Source organism: Pseudalkalibacillus hwajinpoensis (assembly GCF_015234585.1).
GTDB classification, from domain to species: domain Bacteria; phylum Bacillota; class Bacilli; order Bacillales; family Guptibacillaceae; genus Guptibacillus; species Guptibacillus hwajinpoensis_B.
This window is the reverse complement of the sequence record NZ_JADFCM010000001.1, coordinates 1,312,260-1,335,977: the sequence shown is the minus strand read 5'-3', so window position 1 is coordinate 1,335,977 and position 23,718 is coordinate 1,312,260. Positions and strand designations below refer to the sequence as shown.

Sequence of the window (23,718 nt, the reverse complement as noted above, 5' to 3'; positions counted from 1 at the left end):
ACTTACTAAACCGCTAAGCCTCCTGCACATTCTTTTGAGACTTCATTAATTTAATTGCCGCGATCATAGCATGCCCCAGTTTAAATGTAATCATGCATCGTATATAAGTTTGAATCGTTTTCACTTCATAAATTGGTGTTACGATGAGTTGAGGGACTGAATGAAGATTAGAGTAATGTGATAGAAGTGTGAAGATAGCGACTTTTGTATTCATAATCAGTTCAGCTACTACTGCAGTACTTGCCGCGTTTCCCATTCCAAAATTTGTTTCCCATTGAATCGTTCGAAATCGCGTCTTCCTAAGAAAAAACAAAACAGATGTTTTAGCCCCAAGCGTTTTTTTCAGTAACTGGATGACCTCTTTGAGATCACCTTTTAGCCCCTCTTCTTCTTTGCTTGCTTTGACAGCCTCTTCCCCACCTTCTAATAACGTTTCAAGTGGTATGGTTGTCTCATAAATAACTAATCCGAAGAGGGCTTTCACCGCTATTTGAATTTCTTCAACTGAAGAAGAGTGTTCTATTGTGAACGTTACTCTTACTGTCGAAAAAACAATAAGGGGTAAGGAGGCGATCACTAATAAGCCAAATATAGCAACAATAATAATAATCAATGAATAGCCTCCTCCCATATACCTTTCTATTTTGAGACAGTATTCATGAAAATAGAGTATAAAATAAACCTGCCCAATATGGACAGGTTTATTCATTCAGTATCTTCCTATTCTTCGTGCACAACAATTGTATCAGCGAACAAATCATGGATTCCTTGTTTCTTTTTCGTAAAAGCAACGACAAGGAAACCAACAAATAAGATTGTCTTACTAATAAATCGTCCAATACCTTCTCTAAAAATAACCGTTCCCCATGTTAAAGTCGTACTTTTAACAGAGGTTACCCTTAAACCAAAAAGCATTTTCCCTAGCGTTTGAGATAAGAACTTAGTCATCAGTATAAAATAAGCGTAATACACGATACCTGTTAATATCGCCTGTAACGGCAGATAGGCAGGTTCATTTGCAGGAAGATCAAACCCTCTGATCATAGGAGTAATCAGAATTCCATTCAAACTTGCTACAACAATAATATCAACTAAATATGCCCAAAAGCGCATCCAGAAGCCAGCAAAACGTTCGTGCTTCACTTCTTTCTCTAACGATGCGGGAGAGGCAGTCGTACTCATTGTTTCATCCATTCTACCTGCCTCCTTATTCAGAATATAAATACATTAACTCAGGGGATTGTGGAGTGGATAATAACTGCTGGATGCCTAAGAGATCTTTATCAGGTCCCATGAGCTTAGCCGCCGTCATTTCAAAGAGAGAGTTTAATCCTAAGTTTTGCTTATATTGAACCACTTGTAACTTACGATCCCCCACGTCTTCTTTCATACCGGCAATTGTATCTTCAAGATTTCCCAGGTCATCAACAAGGTTAACTTCCTTCGCTTGCCTTCCATCATAAATTCTTCCGTCAGCAAGCTCCCTCACTTTACTTTCATCCATTCCTCTACCTTCACTAACTACCCGAACGAATTCATCATATGAATTATCAATCATTGATTGGAGAATGTCCCGTTCTTCATCAGTCATTTCACGACTAGGAGACATAATATCTTTATGTGGACCGCTCTTAATTGTCTCCCACTTCACTCCTACCTTCTCAGCTAGTTCTGCATAGTTCATCGACTGCATAATAACACCGATGGAACCTGTAATCGTGGAAGGACTCGCAACGATTTTATCAGCTGGAGCTGAAATATAATAACCCGCAGAAGCCGTCATGCTTCCCATTGATACATAAATGGGTTTATCCGTTTTCTCTTTAATCTCTAAGAGCTTATCATGAATCTCTTCACTTTCTACTACCCCGCCGCCTGGCGTATTAAGTCTTAAAATGATGCCTTTAACACTGTTGTCTTCCCCAGCATGCTCCAAACGTTTCATAAACACAGCATGATTGTATCCAGACTGTGGAAGAAAACTAGTGTTTGCGCCAGTGTCTTGAATAACTCCTTCCACATTCAAAACCGCAATCTTATTCGAACTACTACCTTCTTCAATAACCGTCTCTGCAAATTGGTCCGTTGCGCTCATTTCTTCTTGCCATCCTCCAAATGCCAGACTAGAAACAAAATTAAACCCGATTGATACGATAATCAAAACAACGGTAATGCCGAGGGCGATCCATCGTTTTCCATTCATAGTAAGCCTCCTCTATATCCTGATGCTATCTTATGTACGATGAAGCCAACTTATTGGTTTCATATTTTTGAGAATACCATACAAAATAAGGAATCGCACTCCTTAGAAGTGTTTGAACAAATTTAGTGTGACGAGATAGGGAACCATAGAAAGTACACTTTACTCTTCTTTCCGCAATCGTTCATAGCCTTGAATAATCGAACGAAATCATAATTTTTTCTTTTTTCTAAAAAGGGATAATGATAAAGTAAAGAAGACAAACAGATAGACAGGGAGGAATTCACATGCCAAATCGACGGAATTTGTTTTTTTTCTATAAGCAGTCAAAAGAAATTCAGGAGAAAGTAGAACCCTTAAAGGCACTAGCAGAAAAAAACGATTTTCATATCGTAGAAACCCCTGAAGAGGCAAGCATTATTGCAAGTATTGGAGGAGATGGCGCTTTCCTTCAAGCCGTTAGAAAAACAGGTTTCAGAGAAGATTGCCTTTATGTAGGAATTTCTACTGGTGAGCTCGGATTTTATTGTGATTTCCACATCGATAACATCCAAAATATGGTGGGAGACATTTTATCAGAAGGCATTGAAGTTCGCCGTTACCCGACGATTGAAGTAAAAGTGAACAATGAATCATCCTTCTATTGCTTGAACGAGTGCACCATTCGTTCGTCAATTATTAAGACACTTGCCATGGAAGTTTATGTGGAAGATTTTCACTTTGAAACATTTCGTGGAGATGGTCTCATTGTTTCTACACCAACAGGAAGCACGGCGTATAACAAGTCCGTAAACGGTGCTGTGGTAGATCCTAAGCTTGCTTGTATGCAAGTAAGTGAACTCGCTTCACTAAACAATAATCATTACCGAACGCTTGGCTCTCCTTTTATATTGAGTGATGAGAGAACGCTTTCTCTTCAAGTTATTCAGGATGGTAATGATTATCCTGTTATTGGTATTGACAACGAAGCAATGAGTATTCAGCATGCTCAGGAAATTCAAATTCATATCCCAGAAAAACGCATTAAAACGGTTAAGCTTAAAAACAATTCTTTCTGGCATAAAGTTCAAAGAAGTTTCCTCTAAACGAAAGAAGCGCCGCAAAAATGTGCGGCGCTTCTTTTTTATTGACTATGTTAACGAACATCGTTGAACTTCGGCTCATTTACGATCGGTGATAACCAATCGCTTTAAGCTAAAAAACCGAGTTATCAACAATATAAGCTCACATAGATTTTTATTAGTAAAGAATTTTTCTATAAGAGAGAACCACGCTCTTTTTGATAAACAATTGTTTCATCAATCACTGTCATAACAGCCTCTGTTTCAAGAATAAGGTCTGGATCACAATTAAAAATATCGCGATTTAATACAGTGAAATCCGCTTCAAAGTTCTCTTTAATCAAACCTCTTTCATGTTCTCTTCCAATTGCAAACGCACTTCCTTTAGTAAAAAGTGAGACGCTCTCAAACACAGATAATTTCTGTTCAGGATAATATCCACTATGTGTTTCCTCAGGACGCTTTCGCGTAACTGCTGCATGAATACCTAATAATGGATTCACAGGTTCAATCGGTGCATCTGATCCACCTGCAATTGGGACGCCGCTATCAAGCAGCGTTTTCCACGCAAATGACCATGTCATTCTTGCTTCGCCGAGACGCTCCATTACCCATGGAAAATCCGAAGCGACAAATCTTGGCTGAATATCAAGAATAACTGAAAGTTCTTTTAATCGTTTCAACAAATCATCACGCATGACCTGCGTATGGATAAGGCGATCTCTAAGCCCATATGGAGCAGGATACTGTTCAATCGCTTCAATTGCATACTCGAGTGCCAGATCACCAATCACATGAATAGCAACAGGCATACCATGAACCCTTGCTTTCTTCACAAGTTCGGCAAGTCCTTCAATGCTATGAATCGCAACTCCTGACGTATCAGGAGAATCATTGTATGGATCGCTCAATAAAGCAGTACGTCCACCAAGTGCGCCATCAGCAAAAATCTTCATCGCACCTAGCTCCACATAATTTGTTCCATCACCGAAACCTAATCCTTGCTTGCGCATCTGCTCGATTACTTCATGATGGACTAATAAATTAGCTCTAAATTTACGTTGTCCGTTGATAACATTTACAAAAGTCTCATAAGTACGTTTAAAACCACCATAGTAATTTAGATCTTCACTATGACCACCCGTAACGCCTTTCGCTACAAGGTCATCGACTGAGCAAGACAGAGCTTTTTCAAGGTATTCAGTACTTACTTCAGGCATAGCATCCTTCACTAGTTCCTGGGCACGATCCAATAAATAACCAGTTGCTCTGCCTTCATTATCTCTCATGATTACGCCACCTTCAGGATCTGGTGTATCATCCGTTATACCTGCAAGATCAAGGGCTATCGAATTCGCAAGTATGGCATGTCTACACACTCTTGTTAACATCATTGGATTATTTGGAGCAATATCATCTAATTCATCACGGTGGAAGATTTTGCGGTCCTGAAAGTTGTTTTCATTCCAACCTTCCCCAATCACCCAGTCAAATGAGGCTGTATCATTCACTTTGTTAATCAGATGTCTTTTCATCTCTTCCGCTGAAGTAGCCTCAGATAAATCGAGACGCAGAAGTTTTTCTCCATGTCCAATCATGTGGAGATGACTATCCACAAAACCAGGAATCATGACATTTCCTTTTAAATCATGCTTTTCTGTCATTTCCTTCTCGAACATAGAGGTTAGTTCTGATTTAGACCCGACCTTTTTGATACGGCCATTTTCTGTATAGACGGCTTCTACCGTTTCATTTTCATGTTCAAGCGTATAGATCTTACCACCAAACCAAAGCGTTCCCACTGATGTTCTCTCCTTTATGTAAATGTAAATTGTGAGCTAATTGTATCATTCCTCATATAAACTGTGAATCTTCTGGTTTTTCATCAAACTCTTGGTTGATTTTTCAATCATGATACAATAAGAATAACAAAGAGTATATGCAAGACAATTGTTGAAGGTGAGGAAATCTCGTTGAAAAAGAAAATCTTATTTACAGGTGGCGGCTCTGCAGGGCACGTTACAGTTAATTTAGCACTAATTCCTCGTTTCTTAAAAGACGACTGGGATATCCATTATATCGGTTCTGAGAACGGCATTGAACGTCAGTTAATTGAACCTGTCAAAGGGGTTACTTATCATCATGTTGCTACCGGAAAGCTAAGAAGATATTTTGACTGGAATAACTTCAAAGATCCTTTTAAAGTAATTAAAGGCGTAGGAGAGGCTTTTTCCATTATTAAACGTGAAAAGCCTTCTGTCATTTTCTCTAAAGGTGGATTTGTATCTGTACCTGTCGTAATCGCCGGAAAGATGAATGGAGTTCCTGTCATTATTCATGAATCTGATTTAACACCGGGACTCGCTAACAAAGTAGCCATCCCTTTCGCCTCAAAGGTATGTACAACTTTCCCTGAAACGGTAAACCATTTACCTGAAAGCAAAGCGGAATATATCGGCGCAGTTGTTCGTGATGAACTGAAAAGTGGCAAACGCTCCACTGGCCTTTCTTTTGCCGGATTCACTGGGACAAAGCCTGTTATGTTAATTATGGGCGGAAGTCTTGGTGCAAAACGAATCAATGAAGCTGTTCGCAATCAGTTAGATGAGCTTTTACAAACATATGATATTCTCCACCTTACCGGTAAAGGGCAAGTGGATGGAAATTTGCAAATGCAGGGGTATAAGCAATTCGAGTATGTAACAGATGAACTTCCTCACTTATTAGCCATGGCTGATTTAATTGTCTCAAGAGCTGGTTCAAATTCTATTTTTGAGTTCCTTGCATTGAAAAAACCAATGTTGCTCATCCCATTATCAAGAGCTGCAAGTAGAGGGGACCAAATTTTGAACGCCCAATCGTTCCAGAAATCAGGCTATGCGAATGTTCTATTGGAGGAAGATTTATCAGACGCTTCTTTCTTAAAATCCGTACGTGAAACATTTGAGAACCGCTCGACATATATAAAAGCAATGGAACAGGATAATGCAGGAGATCAGGCAAATAAGATTGAAGCTTTAATTAAAAATAAAGCAAAAAAATAAGAAGAAGACCTCAAAGGTCTTCTTCTTATTTTTTACTGTATCCTCTATTCTAAGACGCCCCAAGAGTTTCTTTTTGACGAAGTTCGATTCTTCTAATTTTACCTGAAGTTGTTTTCGGAAGTTCTTCAATAAATTCAACTTTTCTTGGATATTTATAAGGCGCAGTTAGCTCTTTCACATGATCTTGTAGTGTACGAACTAAAGCATCTCCCGCTTGATTGGGATCTTTCAGTACAATATACGCTTTTACTATATTACCGCGAACTTCATCAGGACTTGCGACGACCGCACACTCCTGTACAGCCGGGTGTTTCACAAGAGCATCCTCTACTTCAAATGGTCCAATTGTATATCCGGAGCTAATGATAATATCATCACCTCTACCTTCAAACCAAAAGTAACCATCCTCATCTTTGGAAGCTTTATCCCCCGTTAAGTAATAGTCACCTCTGTAGGCCATTTGCGTACGCTCCTGATCCTTATAGTACCGTTTGAAAAGAGCAGGTACATCCTTATGGACGGCAATGTCCCCCACTTCTCCAAATTGGACAGGTTGACCATCTTCATTAATAATATCCACTTGATTACCAGGTGTTGGTTTCCCCATTGAACCTGGCTTTACTTCCATGCCTTTTAGAATGCCAACAAGTAATGTATTCTCAGTTTGACCATAGCCGTCTCTGACATCAACCTGAAAATATTTTCTAAACGTATCAATTACTTCACGATTAAGCGGCTCACCAGCTGAAACGGCGCTTCTGAGAGCAGGCAATTTGTACCTAGTTAAATCATCTACCTTTGCCATTAAGCGATACTCTGTTGGTGTACAACATAAAACATTAATATCATATTCTGAAAGAAAAACAAGGTACGCTTCTGGATCAAATTTACCACTATAAACAAAACCAGTTGCGCCACTACATAATGTGGCAACAAAAGGGCTCCAAATCCATTTTTGCCACCCTGGTCCTGCAGTTGCCCAAACGTTATCTCCCTCATGAATATCGAGCCATGAGGCTGAAGAAGTTCTTAAATGAGCATATGCCCAACCATGACTATGAACAACGCCTTTAGGATTTCCCGTTGTTCCAGACGTATAGGAAAGGAATGCCATGTCTTCTCTTGATGTGGCCACACCAACGAAAGAAGCGCTTTCATTTTTAGCTTCATCCAGTAAAGATATCCATCCATTAGCACGATTGCCTACAATGAATCTATGTTCTAAAGAAGGCGCTTCGTCTTCTACACCTTCAAATGATTCAATAAGTTCTGCTTCACAGATAACTGCTTTTGCTTCAGCATGATTAATTCGATAGATCAAATCTTTTTTTCTCAACATTTCTGAAGAAGGAATTACGACAAGACCCGCTTTCAAACAGGCAATGTATACGGCATATGTATCAATTAACCTCGGCATCATGATCAAAACACGATCTTGACTTGTTAATCCCTGGGCAGTTAACGCGCCAGCGATGCGATTCGCCTTTTCAAATAAATGTTTATATGTAATTTCTTGAACTTCGCCTTGATCACTTCGCCATTTTAGGGCCACTTTATCTTCTTTAGAAGTAAAGCGCTCCATCTCGCTTGTTAGATTGTAATGTTCAGGTGCAATTAAGTCCTGCATTCTTATCCCCCTTTATTCTGCAATAATTACATTATACATAAAAGTATGAAAGTTTTGAACATTATTGCCGATAAAAAAGGAGAAGGTGTCTAATTCACCTTCTCCAAGCCATAATATTAAATTATTTGGAGTATCCTCCGAATTGCTGTTCAGATTGTTGAACAAGACGCTTCGTGATCTCGCCGCCAACTGAACCGTTTGAACGTGAAGTTGAGTCTGGACCAAGATTCACACCAAATTCAGAAGCAATTTCGTATTTCATTTGATCTAAAGCTTGTTGTACACCTGGTACAACAAGGTTGTTTGAGCTGTTATTAGCCATGAGTTGTTCACCTCCTTGACACTATCATTTGATAGAGAAGGGAGGGTTATTCTCATTAACTATTGGTAGTATGGTTAAATGTTGGAAGATTAAAGTAAGTCATCAAATGAATCATCTTTTTCCTTAATAACAATCGTTTCAACACCACTTACAGCCTCTTCTACTAATTCATCAATTGGTAAGTATTGTTCAAATTTATTTGCATGTTCCCGTTTTGGTTTTGTCTTAGGTGCATCTGGCAAGAACACCGTGCAACAGTCCTCATATGGCCGAATCGAGATATCATACAGGTCAATAGCCCTTGAAATCCTCATAATCTCAATTTTGTCCATAGAAATAAGAGGCCTTAGAACAGGATAATTTGTCACTTCATTAATTGTATTCATACTTTGAATCGTTTGACTTGCTACTTGTCCAAGACTTTCCCCTGTTGCAATGGCAAGTGCTCCACTTTTTTCCGCTAACTTTTCTGTGATTCGCATCATCATTCTTCTCATAATTGTCATGCTGTAATTATCAGGCATTTCTTTTTGAATTGATTTCTGTGTATTTGTAAACGGCACAATATGAAGGCGAATGTCTCCACCGTATCGAGAGAGAACTTTTACAAGATCCTCTACTTTCTGGCGTGAACGCTCACTTGTAAAAGGAGGGCTGTGAAAATGAACTGCTTCTACTTTTACTCCCCTTTTCATCGTTAAATAACCTGCGACTGGACTATCGATACCACCTGATAACATCAACATTACCTTATTATCTTGAGCAGTTGGAAGACCTCCAGCACCTTCTGAATTATCGCAACTAAGATAAGCACCATCTTGCTTCACTTCTACCTTCAATTCCATGTCAGGATTGTGGACATCCACCGTTAATTTTTCTGTGTTAGTAAGAACATAACCGCCTATATCGCGATTCATATCTTGTGATCGGTGTGGAAATTGCTTGAAAGGTCTCCTAACTGTTACTTTGAAAGTCATACTTTCATTACCCATTTGATCCTTAACAAGCTGTAATGCCTTTTCTTTAATAAGATCGAGATCGTGTTCTGTCTTGATGGCGACACTAAGGGAGTGAATGCCAAAAATCGTTTTTAGCTTCATAATTATCGGATCTGGATCCTCTCCATTCAACTTCACAATCATTCGGTCAAAAGATTGATGAACCTCAATGGATGGATAGTCAGACAATACCTGCTTCACTCTTTTTTTCAAAGCAGTGATAAATCCTTTTCTGTTTTTACCTTTAAGTGAAATTTCCCCGTAGCGAAGAATGATATGATCATACATAGCTATTACCTCATTACATGTTTTAGTTTAGGTATTACTTTTTGAAGCTCTTCAAGAAAGAATTCTACTTCCTCTATTGTTGTATCAAAAGAAAGGCTTATTCTAATAGCCGACTTTGCCCCTTGATCTGATAAACCAACAGATGTTAATACGTGACTTGCTGCTGCTGTTTTAGAAGAACACGCCGAACGAGTTGACACATAAATTTCTTTTTCCTCAAGCGTATGAATCAATACTTCCGGCTTAATACCAGGGACTGAGAAATTAACAATATGCGGAGCACCTAATCGAGTACTATTTAACTTCACGCCTTCAATATCGGAGAGTTCTTTTAGCAACAGCGTTTGTAAAGTTTTTAACTTCTCCTTTTGAGCATCCGCTTTCCCTAAATATAATCGAAGAGCCTTTGCCATCGCGACAATTCCAGGACCATTTTCTGTACCTGAGCGAATGTCGCTTTCCTGTCCCCCTCCTGAAAGCAGTGGAAATAAAGACAGTTTATCTCGTTTTATTAATACCCCATTACCTTTTAGCCCATGAAATTTATGCGCCGAATAAGAGACTAAATCCGCTTGTACTTCATTGAAATTGAGTGGCACCTTACCAATTCCCTGAACATCATCAATATGAAAGAAAGCACGTGATTTTTGTTTAATCAACTTTCCCGCTTCTTTTATTGGTTGAATGGCACCAATCTCATTATTCACGTGCATAATAGAAACAAGAATGGTTTCAGAAGTGAGCGCCTCATCAAGATCATCTAGAGAGATTTCTCCTTCTCTGTTAACAGGTAAATACGTCACTTCAAATCCCATGGATTCAAGCTGCCGGAAGGACTCTAAAACGGAAGCATGTTCTATACTCGTAGTAATGAGGTGCTTACCTCGATTCATATATTGAAGTGCTGAACCTTTAATAGCCAAATTATTACTCTCAGTTCCACCAGAAGTAAAAATGATTTCATTCATTTTTACTTGTAACAAATCTGAAATACTCATTCTCGCTTGTCGAAACAAGCGCTCTGCTTCTCCACCTTTTCGATGAAGAGAAGAAGGATTAGCGAAAAAATTTTCAGCTGCTTTTCGGTATGCATCAAGTACTTCTTTATAGGGCTGCGTTGTAGCACTATTATCCAAATAAATCATATTATGACACCTTCAGTCATCTTATATTTCCAACTAATAATCCTACCATAGGTCAAACAAATCACCAAATCAAATATTCTAGACAATGAGATAGATTCATCATTTTGTTCGTTACGCTAAGAATGGTTATGATTACCAAAGTCGAACGAACGCTGCTAGACTGGCGGATAAATTATTTGAATTATTAATCATTTTGGTTTTGTTATGATTTGTCGATTAATTGTGTTAATATGAAGTCCGAAAATTAGGACATGTTAAACAGTTTAATCAGGAGGCCCTTATGAAGTTGAAATTATCAAATAAAGACATTTTGACAATAGGATTAATGCTTTTTGCTCTTTTTCTCGGAGCAGGAAACATGATTTTCCCACCCGCGCTCGGACATTCTGCTGGCAATAATATTTGGGTAGCAACGGCTGGATTTCTCATCACAGGTGTTGGACTTCCTCTCTTAGGCGTTACGGCAATTGGGCTAACGGGTGGAAACTTAAAAGATATTGCTTCTAAAGTTCACCCGACTTTCGGATTTGTATTCACTGCGATACTCTATCTTGCGATTGGGCCATTCTTTGGAATCCCACGTACCGGGACGGTAGCATTTGAAATTGGTGTCGTGCCATTTTTGAATGAATCAACGAATGCTACCGGGATGCCATTATTTATCTATACAATTATTTTCTTCGGTATCACGTTTTGGTTATCACTGAATCCTTCAAGATTAGTGGATCGAGTGGGAAAGATCTTGACACCTTTATTACTTCTAGTTCTTGGAAGCTTAATCGTAGGAGCTTTTATCCATCCTCCAGGTCCACTTTCAGCTCCTTCAGCGAAGTATGAGGACGGCGTTTTCTTTAAAGGTTTCATTGAAGGATATCTTACGATGGATGCAATTGCAGCCCTTGTATTTGGAATTGTGGTGATTCAAGCCGTCAAGGATAAAGGCATCACAGATCGAAAAACCATTTCCATCGCTGTATTGAAAGCTGGAATCCTAGCAGCAATAGGGTTAACGGGTATTTATTTATCACTTGCCTATATAGGAGCTACAAGTGTTAATCTTCTTGGTTCAGTTAATAACGGAGGAGAAATCCTCTCTAGCGTTGCGAGTTACCTGTTCGGCTCATTTGGCACACTTCTTCTTGGAGCCGCGATTACATTTGCTTGTTTAACAACATCTGTAGGACTAGTAACGGCATGTGGCGAGTATTTCTCAAAAACGTATCCAAAGCTTTCTTATAAGTTTGTCATTCTGATCGTTACAATTTTCAGTGCTTTTGTGGCAAACCTTGGACTGACTCAATTGATTACATTTACATTACCTGTTTTAATTGCGATTTATCCTGTAGCAATTGTATTGATCTTCTTAACATTCATGAGCTACCTATTTTCTATCCATCACTACGTTTATAGGGGGGCTATCATTTTGACAATCCTTATAAGCGTTCCCAACGCCCTTGAGGGCGCCGGGATTATAATGCCTGGGATTACCATACTACAGAAGCTCCCACTCTATAGTGATGGTGTAGGATGGATTGTACCCGCTATCATAGGTGGAATAGTAGGATGGATAATGTCTAAGAAAGATAGAACATCATAAGTTTTTCTAACGCAGACAATTTGTCTGCGTTTTTTTAAAAGAAAAATGCTTATCACAACAAAAAAACTCTCCTCAAGGAGGAGAGTTATGATTTAACAGGTTCTCTAACATCATCTTTCAACGATTGAAGCACTTGAGGATCAACCTTTTCAATGGCAGCTTCAGCCGTTGATAAAGCTTCATCGTACTCATATTGTCTGAAGTGATCCTCTGCTTTTTGAAGCAGTTCATCTACACTTCTGTGCTTCCCTCGATATCGATTCCCAAACTGAATCAAGCGTTCAGTCAGAATGGCGTCTTCGACAAGCTTTTTTGTTATTTCAGTACTATGTTCTACCGCACGTTCAGCATCAGAAAGCACTTCATTAATTTGATAAATATCAAGCGGTACGTCTGAAAGACGATCACTTAATTCTACAATGATATCCTCTGCCAGTTCATAACCATCTAAATATGATTCTGGAATACCTGGTAGATTACTTAACTTCATCATTCTTCTTGATTCAATTAATCTTCTCTTCAAATCTTTAATCGTCTCAAGCGCTTTAAGCTCATCTTTTCTTAACATATGCAAATTCTCTTTTTGAATTTGCATTTCATGATCAATTGTAGCAAGATCTTCTTTTAAGGAAAGCACCGTTTCAGCAAGTGTCGTAAATGCCTGCTTATTGCCTTCAACTGCTTCGATAACAGCATTAAACCGAATATGCATATCAGAAATCTTTTTCTCAATTTCCTTAATCATTTTCAATTCCTGTTCCTCTAAACGGTAGCTAAGCTGCACAACATTCGTTTCTTCTTGCAAGTCTTGAAAGTGATTATTTGTTTTAAGCAGCTCATGTTCAAGCTCCTCTACTTTCTCCGTAACAAGATGCCTTGCATCTACTTCAGATTCCAATTGATCATAAAGTCCTTCAATATTCCTTCGCACTGTATCAATTTCTATCTTGATCTCTTCGACTTCCGTCTTCTCAATAGCCGAATCCCATCTGACTAAATCCGATTCGACGTGTTCAATATGATCTTGAATTTCCAAATGATCAAGTACATAGCCTTCAGACTCCATCACGGAAGTTCCATCTTCAAGCTCTTTTAGTTGAGAAGGTATCTGCGTATGCACAAGCGCTATTAATTCTGGTGTAACAGAAATTTTTTCCTGAACAGCTGTTAACCGCTCTTGGATTTCTTTCAACACACTTCTAGCTTCAAGATAGTTACCTTCTTCGGTTAGTTGTTCATAACGCTTAAGATTTTGTTTAAGTTCTTCGAGTTCAGCTTCTAGTGTAGGATAAGCCTTACCAAGTGAACGATTTTGTGAAAGAAGTCGCTGTTTGGCTTCCCTAAACACCTCTTGAACGGAGACAATTTCTGTTCTATTCTGCTCTTCACTCGAAACGAGCTCATTAATATCTTCTAACATCAGTTCAATCCGCTTTTCAATTTGTTCTAATCGTTCACGTGTTTCAACTAATGTTGCTTTCGCTTTTCTAAAGCGATACCTCTCAGCAGCTTCTTCGGTATCCATAAGCTGCTCTTCCAAGTTGGGAAGCTTAACTGCTACGATCTCATCCCACTCTTCACGCCATTTTTCAAATTTTTCTTCCGTTTGACCTGACATTGTTAGACCTTTCACCTTCGAAATCTCATCGGTCACAGGTCTGTTTAATATATCAATCTTCCATTCTTCTAGACGATCGATTTCATTGTATATTTTTCTTCTAGCAAAAGTGCCGTATAAAATGACGGCAACAAGTAAAATAATCGCAATGACAATATACTCCAACGGAAGCACCCCTTCTTCCACATCATCAATTTATGTATACATGCTAAAACAGCAGTCTAAATCATCAGATATAGATCTTTTATAAACGAATATGTACGAATTTCATCAATGTTTTTATGATACCATGTAATTACCTCTTTGACTAAATAAATTCAATATTCGACAACTAAAATCCTTGATTTTATTATAAACTTTTTCATTTATTGAAAGAAGGTGCTTTTGGATGATTATTTCATATGATGGACACATACACTCTCCATTTTGTCCACATGGATCAACAGATTTATTTGAGGATTACGTAGAAGCTGCTATTCAGTTCGGTTACAAAGGCATGACATTTACTGAACACGCTCCTCTCCCACAAAATTTCCATGACCCTGTTCCAAATCAAGATAGCGGAATGAAATGGGAAGTACTAGAAAACTACTTTGAAAATATTCAGCAGCTAAAACATAAGTTTAAGGGAAAAATTGAAATTAACTGTGGACTAGAGGTTGATTTTATTGAAGGCTATGAAGAAGAGACAAGACAGTTTCTTAATACAGTAGGACCACAATTAGATGATGCGATTCTTTCTGTTCATTTTTTGAAAGAAGGAACAAACTATACTTGCCTTGACTACAGTCCAGAAGCTTTTGAACAACTAATTGCTTCATTGGGTTCCGTTGATAAGGTCCACCAAAAGTATTACGAAACGTTATTGAAGTCAGTCCATGCTGATCTAGGAAAGTATAAGCCTACTCGAATTGGACATATAACTTTAGCAAATAAATTCCAGAAAAAGCACCCGTCTAAAAGTTCCTTTTTCTCGGAAATCTCTACGTTACTAGATGCGATTAAAGGAAAGGGCTTTTCATTAGATTATAATGGAGCCGGAACAGTGAAACCTTTATGTGAAGAGCCATATCCAACTGACTGGGTTATACGTGAAGCAATAAAACGAGAAATCCCTCTCGTCTATGGCTCAGATGCCCATAGCGCAAAAGGGATTGGTCAAGGAGCAGAACGACTTATTACACACTCTCTACAATCACCAAATTTTCTTAGCCGTTCATAACGAACGGCCTTGCTTCCCAAATTCCAGTCTTACAAATATATCGTTCTATCCATTCATTTAATTGTTTCGTATATCGTTCAATAAAGTAATGTTCATTTGGCTGAATATGATGCACTTCTAGAATATATTGAGGTTGCAAAAACGGCATAGAAAGCATGCCTCTCATTTGCATGATGATATAATCAATGGATTGTGGACGAAATTCCTCCCTTGCAAACCCCACCTCAAATATTTTGCTAAAGTAATACTTTTCTCTTGCTAGATAAGTGGTCATGATTTCCCGAACAAGCACTGAATCAAAGGTGATCTCTCGAAGTACAAACCTGGCGAGTTGCCTATTCTGATACTGATACTCCATAATCCTTTCAATAGCTTCAGCGAGACAGCTCCTGGCAGATCGCGCGTCCAGCTGCTGATATACTTTTTCGAGTTCCTTTACATACCCTTCTAAAAATGACGTCATTAGAAACTCAGCTAACCCCTTTTTGCCGTTAAAATAATACGAAATTAGGGCAACATTCACATCCGCTTTACCCGCTATATCTCGCACTGAAGTACCGTTAAAACCCTTTGTATTGAAAAGTTGAATGGCGGCCTGTATGACACTTCGCTTCGATGCTGTATCTCGCTCCTGTTTCACTAGGAACCACCTCCAAATAATACGATCTAAATTACTGATTCGGTAATAACATAGGCAATCCTTTATTAATCGTACGACAAAATATGTGTATTAATCTGCAAGATTTGATATGATGTTCATAATTTCGATGTAAGGAAGAGGTGTTTTGACATGTTTGAAGTCGAATCCTATTCAGGCAAAAGAGAAAAAGATTATCAAATGGTAATTAAACAACTAAGAGCACTGCTAGATGGTGAAACAAATCAGCTCGCTAATCTTGCAAATGCCTCTGCTTTATTAAATCAGTTTCTAACAGATGTCAATTGGGTTGGATTCTATTTATACGAAAAAGAGACCGATCAACTTGTGCTCGGACCTTTCCAGGGACTTCCAGCATGCGTTCGTATTCAGAACGGTAAAGGAGTCTGCGGCACAGCATCTAAAGAAGGCAAGACGATGCGAATTGGCAATGTTCATGATTTCCCCGGACATATTGCATGTGACGCTGCTTCACAATCTGAAATTGTAGTGCCAATGTACACTTCAGATAAACTCCTCGGAGTGCTTGATATCGATAGCCCTAAAGTTGGCCGTTTCGATGAATTGGATCAGGAGTATTTAGAGAAATTTACTGAAGCATTGCAAGATTTTCTTTAGAGTTAAAGTAATGTGTTTTGAACCTATACTACTTAAAAAGCCATTAGAGAAATTCTCTAATGGCTTTTTTTAGTTCTCTAACGCTTGAAGAATATCTTCCCAAATATCCTCCCATGCTTCAAGACCAACAGAAAGGCGAATAAGAGTTTCACTAATCCCCATTCTTAATCTCTCCTCTTCCGGGACAACGGCATGTGTCATTGTAGCGGGATGTTGAATCAGGGTTTCAGCATCCCCGAGACTAACAGCTATTTTAATCATATTAAGTCTATTCATGAAGGCTTGGGATTCTTTCTTTTCCCCCGCAATTTCAAAACTAATTAAACCGCCTGAGCTCTTCATTTGTTTTTGAGCAATAGCATACGATGAAGATTCTTCCATACCCGGATACATCACGTTCGTTATGGCAGGATGCTCAGCTAATTTCTTCATAATTTGTCTAGCATTTGAAGAGTGACGATCCATTCGAATAGGGAGGGTCTTTAAGCCTCTTAACAATAGCCATGCATCGAATGGTGAAAGAATTCCACCTATATCTTTTTGCGTACTTTTAGCAATTGAAGAGATGGTCTCTTGGTCACCCGCAACTAAACCAGCTACCACGTCTCCATGGCCACTAATATATTTCGTTGCACTATGCAAAACAATGTCACAGCCAAATTCTAGCGGGCGTTGTAAATAAGGAGTCGAAAATGTATTATCCACAACAACCTTAATTCCTTTTTCTTTTGCGACTGTAGAAACCATTTCAAGATCAATTAATTTCAATGTTGGATTAATCGGAGTTTCAATATAAATAACTGTAGTATTTGGACGAATTGCTTTTTGTAATTGCTCAACTGAGTCTAGCGGAAGCAAGTCATGTTCGACCGAAAATTTCTCTTCTAACATTTTAAGTAATCCGAAAGTACATCCGTAGACCCCTTCTGAACAAAGAATGTGATCGCCTGTCTTCACTAGGTTCAAAAGAACAGCAGACACAGCGGCCATTCCCGAACCAAACGCTAAGCCTGCCTCAGCATTTTCAAGAGAGGCAATCCGCTCTTCCAACATTCGAACAGTAGGGTTTCCAAGTCTAGAATAAATATAGCCAGGCTCCTCACCTGCAAACCTTCGTTCACCAGCCTCAGCTGTTTCAAAGGTAAAAGTTGATGTTTGATAAATAGGAGATGCCAGGCTGTTGTGATGCGATTTAGATTCATATCCATCATGAATTGTTTTTGTTTCAAAGCGATGCTTCCCTGTCAAAGTAATAACCCCCTGTAATAAAATAGCTAGATACACTTCCATTGTAAGCGCTTTCTATTATAAGGTGAAGAGGTATTTATCTTTCTTATATCCTAAAAAATGATGTCGACGTGCTATCTATCCATCTCATTTCTACTAAAGTTGACATCTAATACTGAAAGAGTTACAATAGCATTTGTGTAAAATAAGAATGGGCAGCAGCGTGACGGGCTGTGATTTCATTGTGTTCCTTTTAATAGGTACGCCGCGTAACCTCCGGCTGTCGAGGTGAAGGCGTGTGAAAACACAATGTGCACAACCCGGAATCACGACACTGTTTTTATTTTATACCAATAATAATGGTATAAAGGAGGAGCTAATTATGGCTCGTTATACAGGACCAAGTTGGAAAATTTCTCGTCGTCTTGGTATTTCTCTAAGTGGAACAGGTAAAGAATTGGAAAAGCGTCCTTACGCTCCAGGTCAACACGGACCTAACCAGCGTAGAAAGCTTTCTGAATATGGTCTTCAACTTCAAGAGAAGCAAAAGCTTCGTCACATGTACGGCATGACTGAGCGTCAATTCCGTCGTCTTTTCGATGATGCTGGCAAAATGAAAGGTGTTCATGGTGAAAACTTCATGATTCTTCTTGAAGCTCGTCTTGATAACCTTGTTTATCGTCTAGGTCTAGCTCGCACTCGCCGTCAGGCTCGTCAGCTAGTTAACCACGGCCACATCACAGTTGATGGCAAACGCGTTGACATTCCTTCTTACCGTGTAGCGACTGGTCAAGTGATCAGCGTTCGTGAGAAGTCTAACAACCTTGACATCATCAAAGAAGCTATCGAAGTAAACAATTTCGTTCCAGAATACCTTACTTTCGATGCAGATAAGCTTGAAGGTACGTTCTCTCGTCTTCCTGAGCGTTCTGAACTTCCTGCTGAAATCACTGAAGCTCTTATCGTTGAGTACTACTCTCGTTAAGCTGTTTCAAAAACCCCGGAACTTATTCCGGGGTTTTTTTATGTCCCAATTTACTTAGCACAAAAAACATAAAAAAAAAAGAGAAAGACCCTCCTTTTTTTCAATGGGAGGGTCTTCCTCTTTATGATTGGCTGTTAATAACCGCTGGTGATTTTTAGCTCATTTACTCTCTGTGATAACTATTCGTTATTGGGAATTACCAGTATTAGTTAAAATAGCTAAATGATTAGTAAGTAAGAAGGTAATATTTCTTCTTCCCTCTACGAATAATCACGTATTGATTTTCGATTTGGTCGCTTTCTGAAATAACTTTATCCATTTCCTGACACCGTTCACCGTTGATATACACCGCTCCATTTTTCACATCTTCTCTTGCCTGGCGCTTAGATGAAGATATACCAGCTTCTACAAGAAGATCGATAAGTCCCTTTTCATTATCTTCTACATGGTAAGAAGGAACATCCTTAAAACCTAAACGGATTTCATCAGCTGTTAGCTGTTTAATGTCACCACTGAACAGCGCTTCCGAGATGTTGATTGCCTGCTGAAGTTTTTCTTCTCCGTGAACAAGCTTTGTCACTTCTTCAGCAAGAGTACGATGAGCTTCTCTTTTTTCAGGCGCCTCGATGTGCTTAGATTCAATCTCTTTAATTTCTTCAATACTTAAGAAGGTAAAGTATTGAAGGAATTTCACAACATCACGATCATCTGTGTTAATCCAGAACTGATAGAATTCGTAAGGAGAGGTTTTATCGGCATCAAGCCAAATCGCTCCACCTTCAGATTTACCGAACTTAGAACCATCACTCTTCGTAACAAGTGGGAATGTTGCTCCATAGGCTTTTGAAGACTCTTCGCTGCCTTCTTCTTTACGAATCAGTTCAAGACCTGCTGTGATGTTCCCCCATTGGTCACTTCCTCCAATTTGAAGACGACAGTTTTCTTTCCGGTAAAGCTGAAGAAAATCATATGATTGAAGAATCATATACGTAAATTCTGTAAAAGAAATTCCCGCTTCAAGACGTGAAGTAACAGAATCTTTCGCAAGCATATAGTTCAAACCAAAGTTCTTTCCAACATCACGCAGGAATGGAATAACATTTAGCTCCCCAATCCAGTCGTAGTTGTTTACAGCTTTTGCAGAGTTCGCATCTGTTCCAAAATCCAAAAAGCGAGCAAGCTGCCCCTGTAACTTATTCGTCCAATCTTTTACGATGTCTTCTGAATTCAACGTACGTTCATTTGAACGGCCACTAGGGTCACCAATCAGCCCAGTAGCTCCACCAACAAGCGCAATCGGCGTGTGGCCAGCTAACTGAAATCTACGTAGGGCTAGAACAGGCAAAAGATGCCCAATATGAAGGCTATCAGCTGTAGGATCAAAGCCAGAATAAAGAGCAATGCGGTTTTCTGAAAGTTCCTTTTCAAGGCCCTCTCTATCTGTAACTTGATTTAAAAGTCCTCTTGCTTCTAATTCTTCTAATATGTGCATGTAATCGACTCCCTTTCGTTAATAATATCTTTTGGCAAACCACTAAAATAATCTTAATGGGCAAAAAAACAAAAAAAACCCGCCCCAGAAAAGGGACGAGTTTCATCGCGGTACCACCCTTGTTGAAGAAAGTAACCTTTCTCCCACTCAGTCAGAATAACGGTCTGAACCGTCTAATGCTACACAGACACTGTCTTTCCCATTAGATGCTCATGGAGGTAATTCACATTTTCCTTTATGCTGATTCTCACCGCACATCAGCTCTCTGAAAAAGGGAGAAAAATGCTACTTCGTCCAATCAAGGCATGTCGTTCATTAAAAAACACTAATTAAATTAATATCACAAAGGTAAAATCATGTCAATTCTAAGCCTATAGAAATCCCTACCAGTTTATACAAATCTCGACGACATATGCTATAATAAACAGGATTAATTTGAGGGGGTATAGGAATGCGAGAGCTTTTTTCTTCTATCAGGCAGAAGTGGAACGCGTTCATTGATAGATTACAAGAATATAACATCTTAACCGGGTCCAGGATCGCCTACAAAGTGACTTGGAATTTATTTCTTATTTTTATCGTGCTAGGTCTAATGGGCACTATTTTCGCCGGTGGTGTTGGTGCAGGATATTTCGCATCACTTGTTAAAGATGAACCGATTCGCTCTTACGATGAGATGAAGAGAGACGTTTATAACTATGAAGAAACCAGTGAGGTATATTTTGCAGGTGATGTTCTTCTTGGTAACTTTCGTTCTGATATTGAGCGAAAAGAGGTTGAGTTAAAAAACGTTTCTCCTCTTCTACAAAAAGCAGTTATTTCCACAGAAGATGAATATTTCTTCGATCACGATGGTATTGTTCCAAAAGCAATTGGACGTGCCGTTCTTCAAGAAGTCACCAATTCAGATGATCGAAGCGGTGGTAGTACATTAACACAACAGTTAGTTAAGAACCAGATTCTAACAAGAGAAGTTTCTTTCGAACGAAAAGCAAAAGAAATGCTACTCGCTCTTCGACTCGAAAATTTCTTTAATAAAGAAGAAATTCTAGAAGCATACCTTAATATCGTTCCTTATGGACGAAATGCTTCCGGTAATAATATTGCGGGCGTACAAGCAGCCTCACAGGGCATATTTGGTGTAAATGCTAGTGATTTAAATTTGCCTCAAGCTGCATTCATTGCAGGTATTCCCAAAAACCCTTATACATACACCCCTTTTACAAATTCGGGTGAGGTAAAGAAGGATCTTTCAGCTGGAATCGATCGGATGGAATTTGTTCTATATCGTATGTATGAAGAAGAAACAATCACTGAAGAAGAGTATAACAAAGCGCTAGAATACGATATTGAAAAAAATCTAGCTGAGTCTTCGCCTTCGCCAGTAGAAAAATACCCTTACCTTACATTTGAGATTGAAGATCGTGCGAAGCGAGTTCTTGCCGAGCAGATCGCCAATGAAGAAGGATATGACGGGAAGGAACTTTCGAAGAGTGTAGACTATTACAATCAAATTACTTATGATGCTAACGTTACTGGTAGATCTGCAACGGAAATAGCCAAGAAAATGGATTTGAAATGGGAAGAAGTTCAAGAAAATTCAGATGTATTCCTTGAATTTATGAGTAATGCAGAGAAAGAGCTTCGCAAAAATGGATATAAAATATATACTACAATTGACAAAGATATTTATGAATCTATGAATGCTGCAAGAGATAAAGTACTAGAAAACGGAAGCTATTTCCAAAGTGCTAAAACCCTCTCCGTGCAAAATCCTGAAACTGGAGAGCTTGAAAATAAAGAATTTCCTATGCAAGTAGGTAGTATCCTCATCGAAAATAAAACTGGAAAAATCCTTTCATTTGTTGGTGGAAGGGATTTCGCGCAAGAAGAACTTAACCATGCTACAGACGCCTATCGATCAAACGGTTCTACAATGAAACCATTGCTTGACTATGCCCCGGCAATGGAAATGGGAAAAGTTCAGCCTGGCTATATTGTGCCAGACTTACCAATTCAAGATGGATATAATCCTGGTAACTATTCATCAAACTACCATGGTCTTGTAACTGCACGTAAAGCGTTGGAAAGGTCTTATAACGTTCCAGCTGTTCGAGTTTATAATAAAATGAACCCAGTGGACGCAACCGACTATTTGGTGAAGATGGGCTTTAGTACAATGACTCTTGATGATCGAACCAATCCTTCAATGGCAATTGGTGCGCTACAACGGGGAGTAAGTGTCGAAGAGAATACCAACGCATTTGGCACGTTTGCTAATGGAGGAAAGTTTGTTGATGCTTATTTAATTGATAAAATAGTTGACCGCGATGGAAACACCATTTTCGAACAAAAACCAGAACCAGTGGATGTTTTCAGTCCTCAAACTGCCTATCTATCAATCGATATGATGCGTGATGTAGTTAACCAGGGTACTGCCCAAGACATTCCAGGGAAATTAAAATTCGCTTCTGATTGGGCAGGAAAAACAGGAACTGGACAAAATTATTATGATTCATGGTTTGTAGCAGTCAATCCTAATGTTTCACTAGGTGTATGGACTGGATATGACAAACAAATTAGCATGGATAGTCAATATGCCAACAGAAACAAAAACTTATGGGCACTATTTGCTAATGCCGCTTATGATAAAAAACCAGAAATAATGGATCCAGAAGAATCATTCAAAATGCCAACGGGTATTGTGCGACGTTCGTTCTGTGGTATATCTGGAAAGCTCGCCTCTGATCTCTGTCAGAAAGCCGGACTTGTCAAAACTGATCTATTCAACGCAAAGTATGTACCAACTGAAGTGGATGACAGTCTCACTCAAGGACGTTATGTCATCATGAATGGTAAGACCTATCAAGCACTTAGTTCCACTCCAGAAGAGTTTGTATCCAGCGGAGTCATGATTAAAGAGGATTACTTCTCAGGAGTTGATATTTCACAGCTTCTCCCTTCTGGATTTAGTGATTTAAATATCGTTTCAGAAGGAAAAACTGCTTCAGAAAATGGGAAAAAACCTGGCGCAGTTGGTGGCGTTTCAATAAGTGGCTCTTCACTAAATTGGGGTGCTTCAGGTGAAAGTGATATTGTTGGTTATCGTATTTATCGCGCTTCGAACGGTAGTAGTTCATTTACGAAGCTTGGAAGCGTAAAAGCATCTGATGGTAGCTCATTCAACATCCCTTCTGGTGCATATGCCTATTACGTAACAGCAGTTGATGTAGCTGGGAATGAATCGGGACCATCGGCTAAAGTAACAAATGGAGATTGGTCTGATAAACCAGAGCCAAAACCTGAGAAAAAGCAAGAAGCAGAACCTTCAACAGATGAAGAAAATGATGAAGCTTCTGATAATGAAGAGAACGAAAATAATGCTCCCTCCGATAATGAGAGTGATGAATCCAGCAACTCAGAAGATTCATCTTCAAATGAAGGGAATACCAACACCGGTGAAAATGCAAATGATAACAACTCCAACAACTCTGGTAATGGAAATAACAATGGAAACAGTAGTCCTACAAATGGTGCTGACAGCGGAAATAATTCAAACAGCACCGGCGGCAACACAAGCAATAACGACCAGTAAAAAAACAGCCTGCAGCAATAT

The 23,718-nt window shown here is 39.0% G+C and carries 19 protein-coding genes and 1 other annotated feature; of the genes, 7 read left to right on the top strand and 12 right to left on the bottom strand.

Annotated elements, in window-relative coordinates:
* Positions 1 to 13: 13 nt before the first annotated feature.
* From IQ283_RS06390 to sppA, 3 genes are all read right to left on the bottom strand, one after another.
* Entirely contained in the window at positions 14 to 613 is a 600-nt protein-coding gene (locus IQ283_RS06390; protein ID WP_194219269.1) for a DUF2953 domain-containing protein, read from the bottom strand.
* Between the two features lie 107 nt (positions 614 to 720).
* Entirely contained in the window at positions 721 to 1,194 is a 474-nt protein-coding gene (locus tag IQ283_RS06385; RefSeq protein ID WP_194219268.1) for an RDD family protein, read from the bottom strand.
* Positions 1,195 to 1,207: 13 nt separating this feature from the next.
* On the bottom strand, positions 1,208 to 2,203 hold the full coding sequence (gene sppA, locus IQ283_RS06380) for a signal peptide peptidase SppA (protein ID WP_194219267.1): 996 nt from the start codon (positions 2,201 to 2,203) through the stop codon (positions 1,208 to 1,210).
* A gap of 284 nt (positions 2,204 to 2,487) precedes the next feature.
* Between sppA and IQ283_RS06375 the strand changes: the two genes are divergently transcribed.
* Positions 2,488 to 3,285 carry an NAD kinase gene (locus IQ283_RS06375; protein WP_194219266.1) on the top strand — a complete coding sequence of 266 codons (798 nt, stop codon included), beginning with the start codon at positions 2,488 to 2,490 and terminating at the stop codon, positions 3,283 to 3,285.
* A gap of 170 nt (positions 3,286 to 3,455) precedes the next feature.
* Here IQ283_RS06375 and IQ283_RS06370 read toward each other — a convergent pair whose 3' ends face one another.
* Positions 3,456 to 5,063, bottom strand: a complete 1,608-nt coding sequence (locus IQ283_RS06370) for an amidohydrolase (RefSeq protein WP_194219265.1) — start codon at positions 5,061 to 5,063, stop codon at positions 3,456 to 3,458.
* Between the two features lie 171 nt (positions 5,064 to 5,234).
* Here IQ283_RS06370 and IQ283_RS06365 point away from each other — a divergent pair, with 171 nt between their 5' ends.
* Positions 5,235 to 6,305: an undecaprenyldiphospho-muramoylpentapeptide beta-N-acetylglucosaminyltransferase gene (locus tag IQ283_RS06365; protein ID WP_194219264.1), complete on the top strand. Its 1,071-nt coding sequence runs from the start codon at positions 5,235 to 5,237 to the stop codon at positions 6,303 to 6,305.
* A gap of 49 nt (positions 6,306 to 6,354) precedes the next feature.
* Here the strand turns inward: IQ283_RS06365 and mbcS are convergent, their stop codons facing one another.
* The 4 genes from mbcS to IQ283_RS06345 all read right to left on the bottom strand — a co-directional run bounded on the left by mbcS (position 6,355) and on the right by IQ283_RS06345 (position 10,685).
* Positions 6,355 to 7,938, bottom strand: coding sequence for an acyl-CoA synthetase MbcS (gene mbcS, locus IQ283_RS06360; protein WP_194219634.1), 1,584 nt, complete (start codon positions 7,936 to 7,938; stop codon positions 6,355 to 6,357).
* A gap of 115 nt (positions 7,939 to 8,053) precedes the next feature.
* Positions 8,054 to 8,254 carry an alpha/beta-type small acid-soluble spore protein gene (locus IQ283_RS06355; RefSeq protein WP_098444548.1) on the bottom strand — a complete coding sequence of 67 codons (201 nt, stop codon included), beginning with the start codon at positions 8,252 to 8,254 and terminating at the stop codon, positions 8,054 to 8,056.
* 89 nt (positions 8,255 to 8,343) lie between these two features.
* Complete coding sequence (thiI, locus tag IQ283_RS06350; protein WP_276511810.1) at positions 8,344 to 9,546, bottom strand: tRNA uracil 4-sulfurtransferase ThiI; 1,203 nt, start codon at positions 9,544 to 9,546, stop codon at positions 8,344 to 8,346.
* Entirely contained in the window at positions 9,546 to 10,685 is a 1,140-nt protein-coding gene (locus IQ283_RS06345; protein WP_194219262.1) for a cysteine desulfurase family protein, read from the bottom strand. The genes thiI and IQ283_RS06345 overlap by 1 nt, the downstream gene beginning before the upstream one ends.
* A gap of 280 nt (positions 10,686 to 10,965) precedes the next feature.
* Here IQ283_RS06345 and brnQ point away from each other — a divergent pair, with 280 nt between their 5' ends.
* Complete coding sequence (brnQ, locus tag IQ283_RS06340) at positions 10,966 to 12,282, top strand: branched-chain amino acid transport system II carrier protein (protein ID WP_194219261.1); 1,317 nt, start codon at positions 10,966 to 10,968, stop codon at positions 12,280 to 12,282.
* An 85-nt stretch (positions 12,283 to 12,367) separates the two neighbouring features.
* On the opposite strand, the gene ezrA is transcribed toward brnQ, so the two are convergent.
* Complete coding sequence (ezrA, locus tag IQ283_RS06335; protein WP_194219260.1) at positions 12,368 to 14,065, bottom strand: septation ring formation regulator EzrA; 1,698 nt, start codon at positions 14,063 to 14,065, stop codon at positions 12,368 to 12,370.
* A 229-nt stretch (positions 14,066 to 14,294) separates the two neighbouring features.
* Between ezrA and hisJ the strand changes: the two genes are divergently transcribed.
* A complete protein-coding gene (gene hisJ, locus IQ283_RS06330) occupies positions 14,295 to 15,122 on the top strand; it encodes a histidinol-phosphatase HisJ (RefSeq protein WP_194219633.1) in 828 nt (275 codons plus the stop codon).
* On the opposite strand, the gene refZ is transcribed toward hisJ, so the two are convergent.
* A complete protein-coding gene (refZ, locus tag IQ283_RS06325; protein ID WP_194219259.1) occupies positions 15,109 to 15,762 on the bottom strand; it encodes a forespore capture DNA-binding protein RefZ in 654 nt (217 codons plus the stop codon). The genes hisJ and refZ overlap by 14 nt on opposite strands.
* Positions 15,763 to 15,912: 150 nt before the next feature.
* On the opposite strand from refZ, the gene IQ283_RS06320 reads away from it, so the two are divergent.
* Positions 15,913 to 16,398: a GAF domain-containing protein gene (locus tag IQ283_RS06320; protein ID WP_194219258.1), complete on the top strand. Its 486-nt coding sequence runs from the start codon at positions 15,913 to 15,915 to the stop codon at positions 16,396 to 16,398.
* Between the two features lie 69 nt (positions 16,399 to 16,467).
* Here IQ283_RS06320 and megL read toward each other — a convergent pair whose 3' ends face one another.
* Complete coding sequence (megL, locus tag IQ283_RS06315; protein ID WP_194219257.1) at positions 16,468 to 17,688, bottom strand: methionine gamma-lyase; 1,221 nt, start codon at positions 17,686 to 17,688, stop codon at positions 16,468 to 16,470.
* A gap of 319 nt (positions 17,689 to 18,007) precedes the next feature.
* Here megL and rpsD point away from each other — a divergent pair, with 319 nt between their 5' ends.
* On the top strand, positions 18,008 to 18,610 hold the full coding sequence (gene rpsD / locus IQ283_RS06310; RefSeq protein ID WP_136948553.1) for a 30S ribosomal protein S4: 603 nt from the start codon (positions 18,008 to 18,010) through the stop codon (positions 18,608 to 18,610).
* A 226-nt stretch (positions 18,611 to 18,836) separates the two neighbouring features.
* Here rpsD and tyrS read toward each other — a convergent pair whose 3' ends face one another.
* Positions 18,837 to 20,102: a tyrosine--tRNA ligase gene (gene tyrS / locus IQ283_RS06305; protein WP_194219256.1), complete on the bottom strand. Its 1,266-nt coding sequence runs from the start codon at positions 20,100 to 20,102 to the stop codon at positions 18,837 to 18,839.
* Between the two features lie 88 nt (positions 20,103 to 20,190).
* Positions 20,191 to 20,413, bottom strand: a binding site (T-box leader).
* Positions 20,414 to 20,553: 140 nt separating this feature from the next.
* On the opposite strand from tyrS, the gene IQ283_RS06300 reads away from it, so the two are divergent.
* Entirely contained in the window at positions 20,554 to 23,697 is a 3,144-nt protein-coding gene (locus tag IQ283_RS06300) for a transglycosylase domain-containing protein (protein ID WP_194219255.1), read from the top strand.
* Positions 23,698 to 23,718: the final 21 nt, after the last annotated feature.

Bases quoted from the DNA above. Each gene is read 5' to 3' on its own strand.
- IQ283_RS06375 (WP_194219266.1), top strand. From the start codon at position 2,488: ATGCCAAATCGACGGAATTTGTTTTTTTTCTATAAGCAGTCAAAAGAA.
- IQ283_RS06345 (WP_194219262.1), bottom strand. From the start codon at position 10,685: ATGATTTATTTGGATAATAGTGCTACAACGCAGCCCTATAAAGAAGTA.
- megL (WP_194219257.1), bottom strand. From the start codon at position 17,688: ATGGAAGTGTATCTAGCTATTTTATTACAGGGGGTTATTACTTTGACA.
- tyrS (WP_194219256.1), bottom strand. From the start codon at position 20,102: ATGCACATATTAGAAGAATTAGAAGCAAGAGGACTTTTAAATCAAGTT.
- brnQ (WP_194219261.1), top strand. From the start codon at position 10,966: ATGAAGTTGAAATTATCAAATAAAGACATTTTGACAATAGGATTAATG.
- IQ283_RS06385 (WP_194219268.1), bottom strand. From the start codon at position 1,194: ATGGATGAAACAATGAGTACGACTGCCTCTCCCGCATCGTTAGAGAAA.
- rpsD (WP_136948553.1), top strand. From the start codon at position 18,008: ATGGCTCGTTATACAGGACCAAGTTGGAAAATTTCTCGTCGTCTTGGT.
- sppA (WP_194219267.1), bottom strand. From the start codon at position 2,203: ATGAATGGAAAACGATGGATCGCCCTCGGCATTACCGTTGTTTTGATT.
- IQ283_RS06300 (WP_194219255.1), top strand. From the start codon at position 20,554: ATGCGAGAGCTTTTTTCTTCTATCAGGCAGAAGTGGAACGCGTTCATT.
- IQ283_RS06320 (WP_194219258.1), top strand. From the start codon at position 15,913: ATGTTTGAAGTCGAATCCTATTCAGGCAAAAGAGAAAAAGATTATCAA.
- IQ283_RS06355 (WP_098444548.1), bottom strand. From the start codon at position 8,254: ATGGCTAATAACAGCTCAAACAACCTTGTTGTACCAGGTGTACAACAA.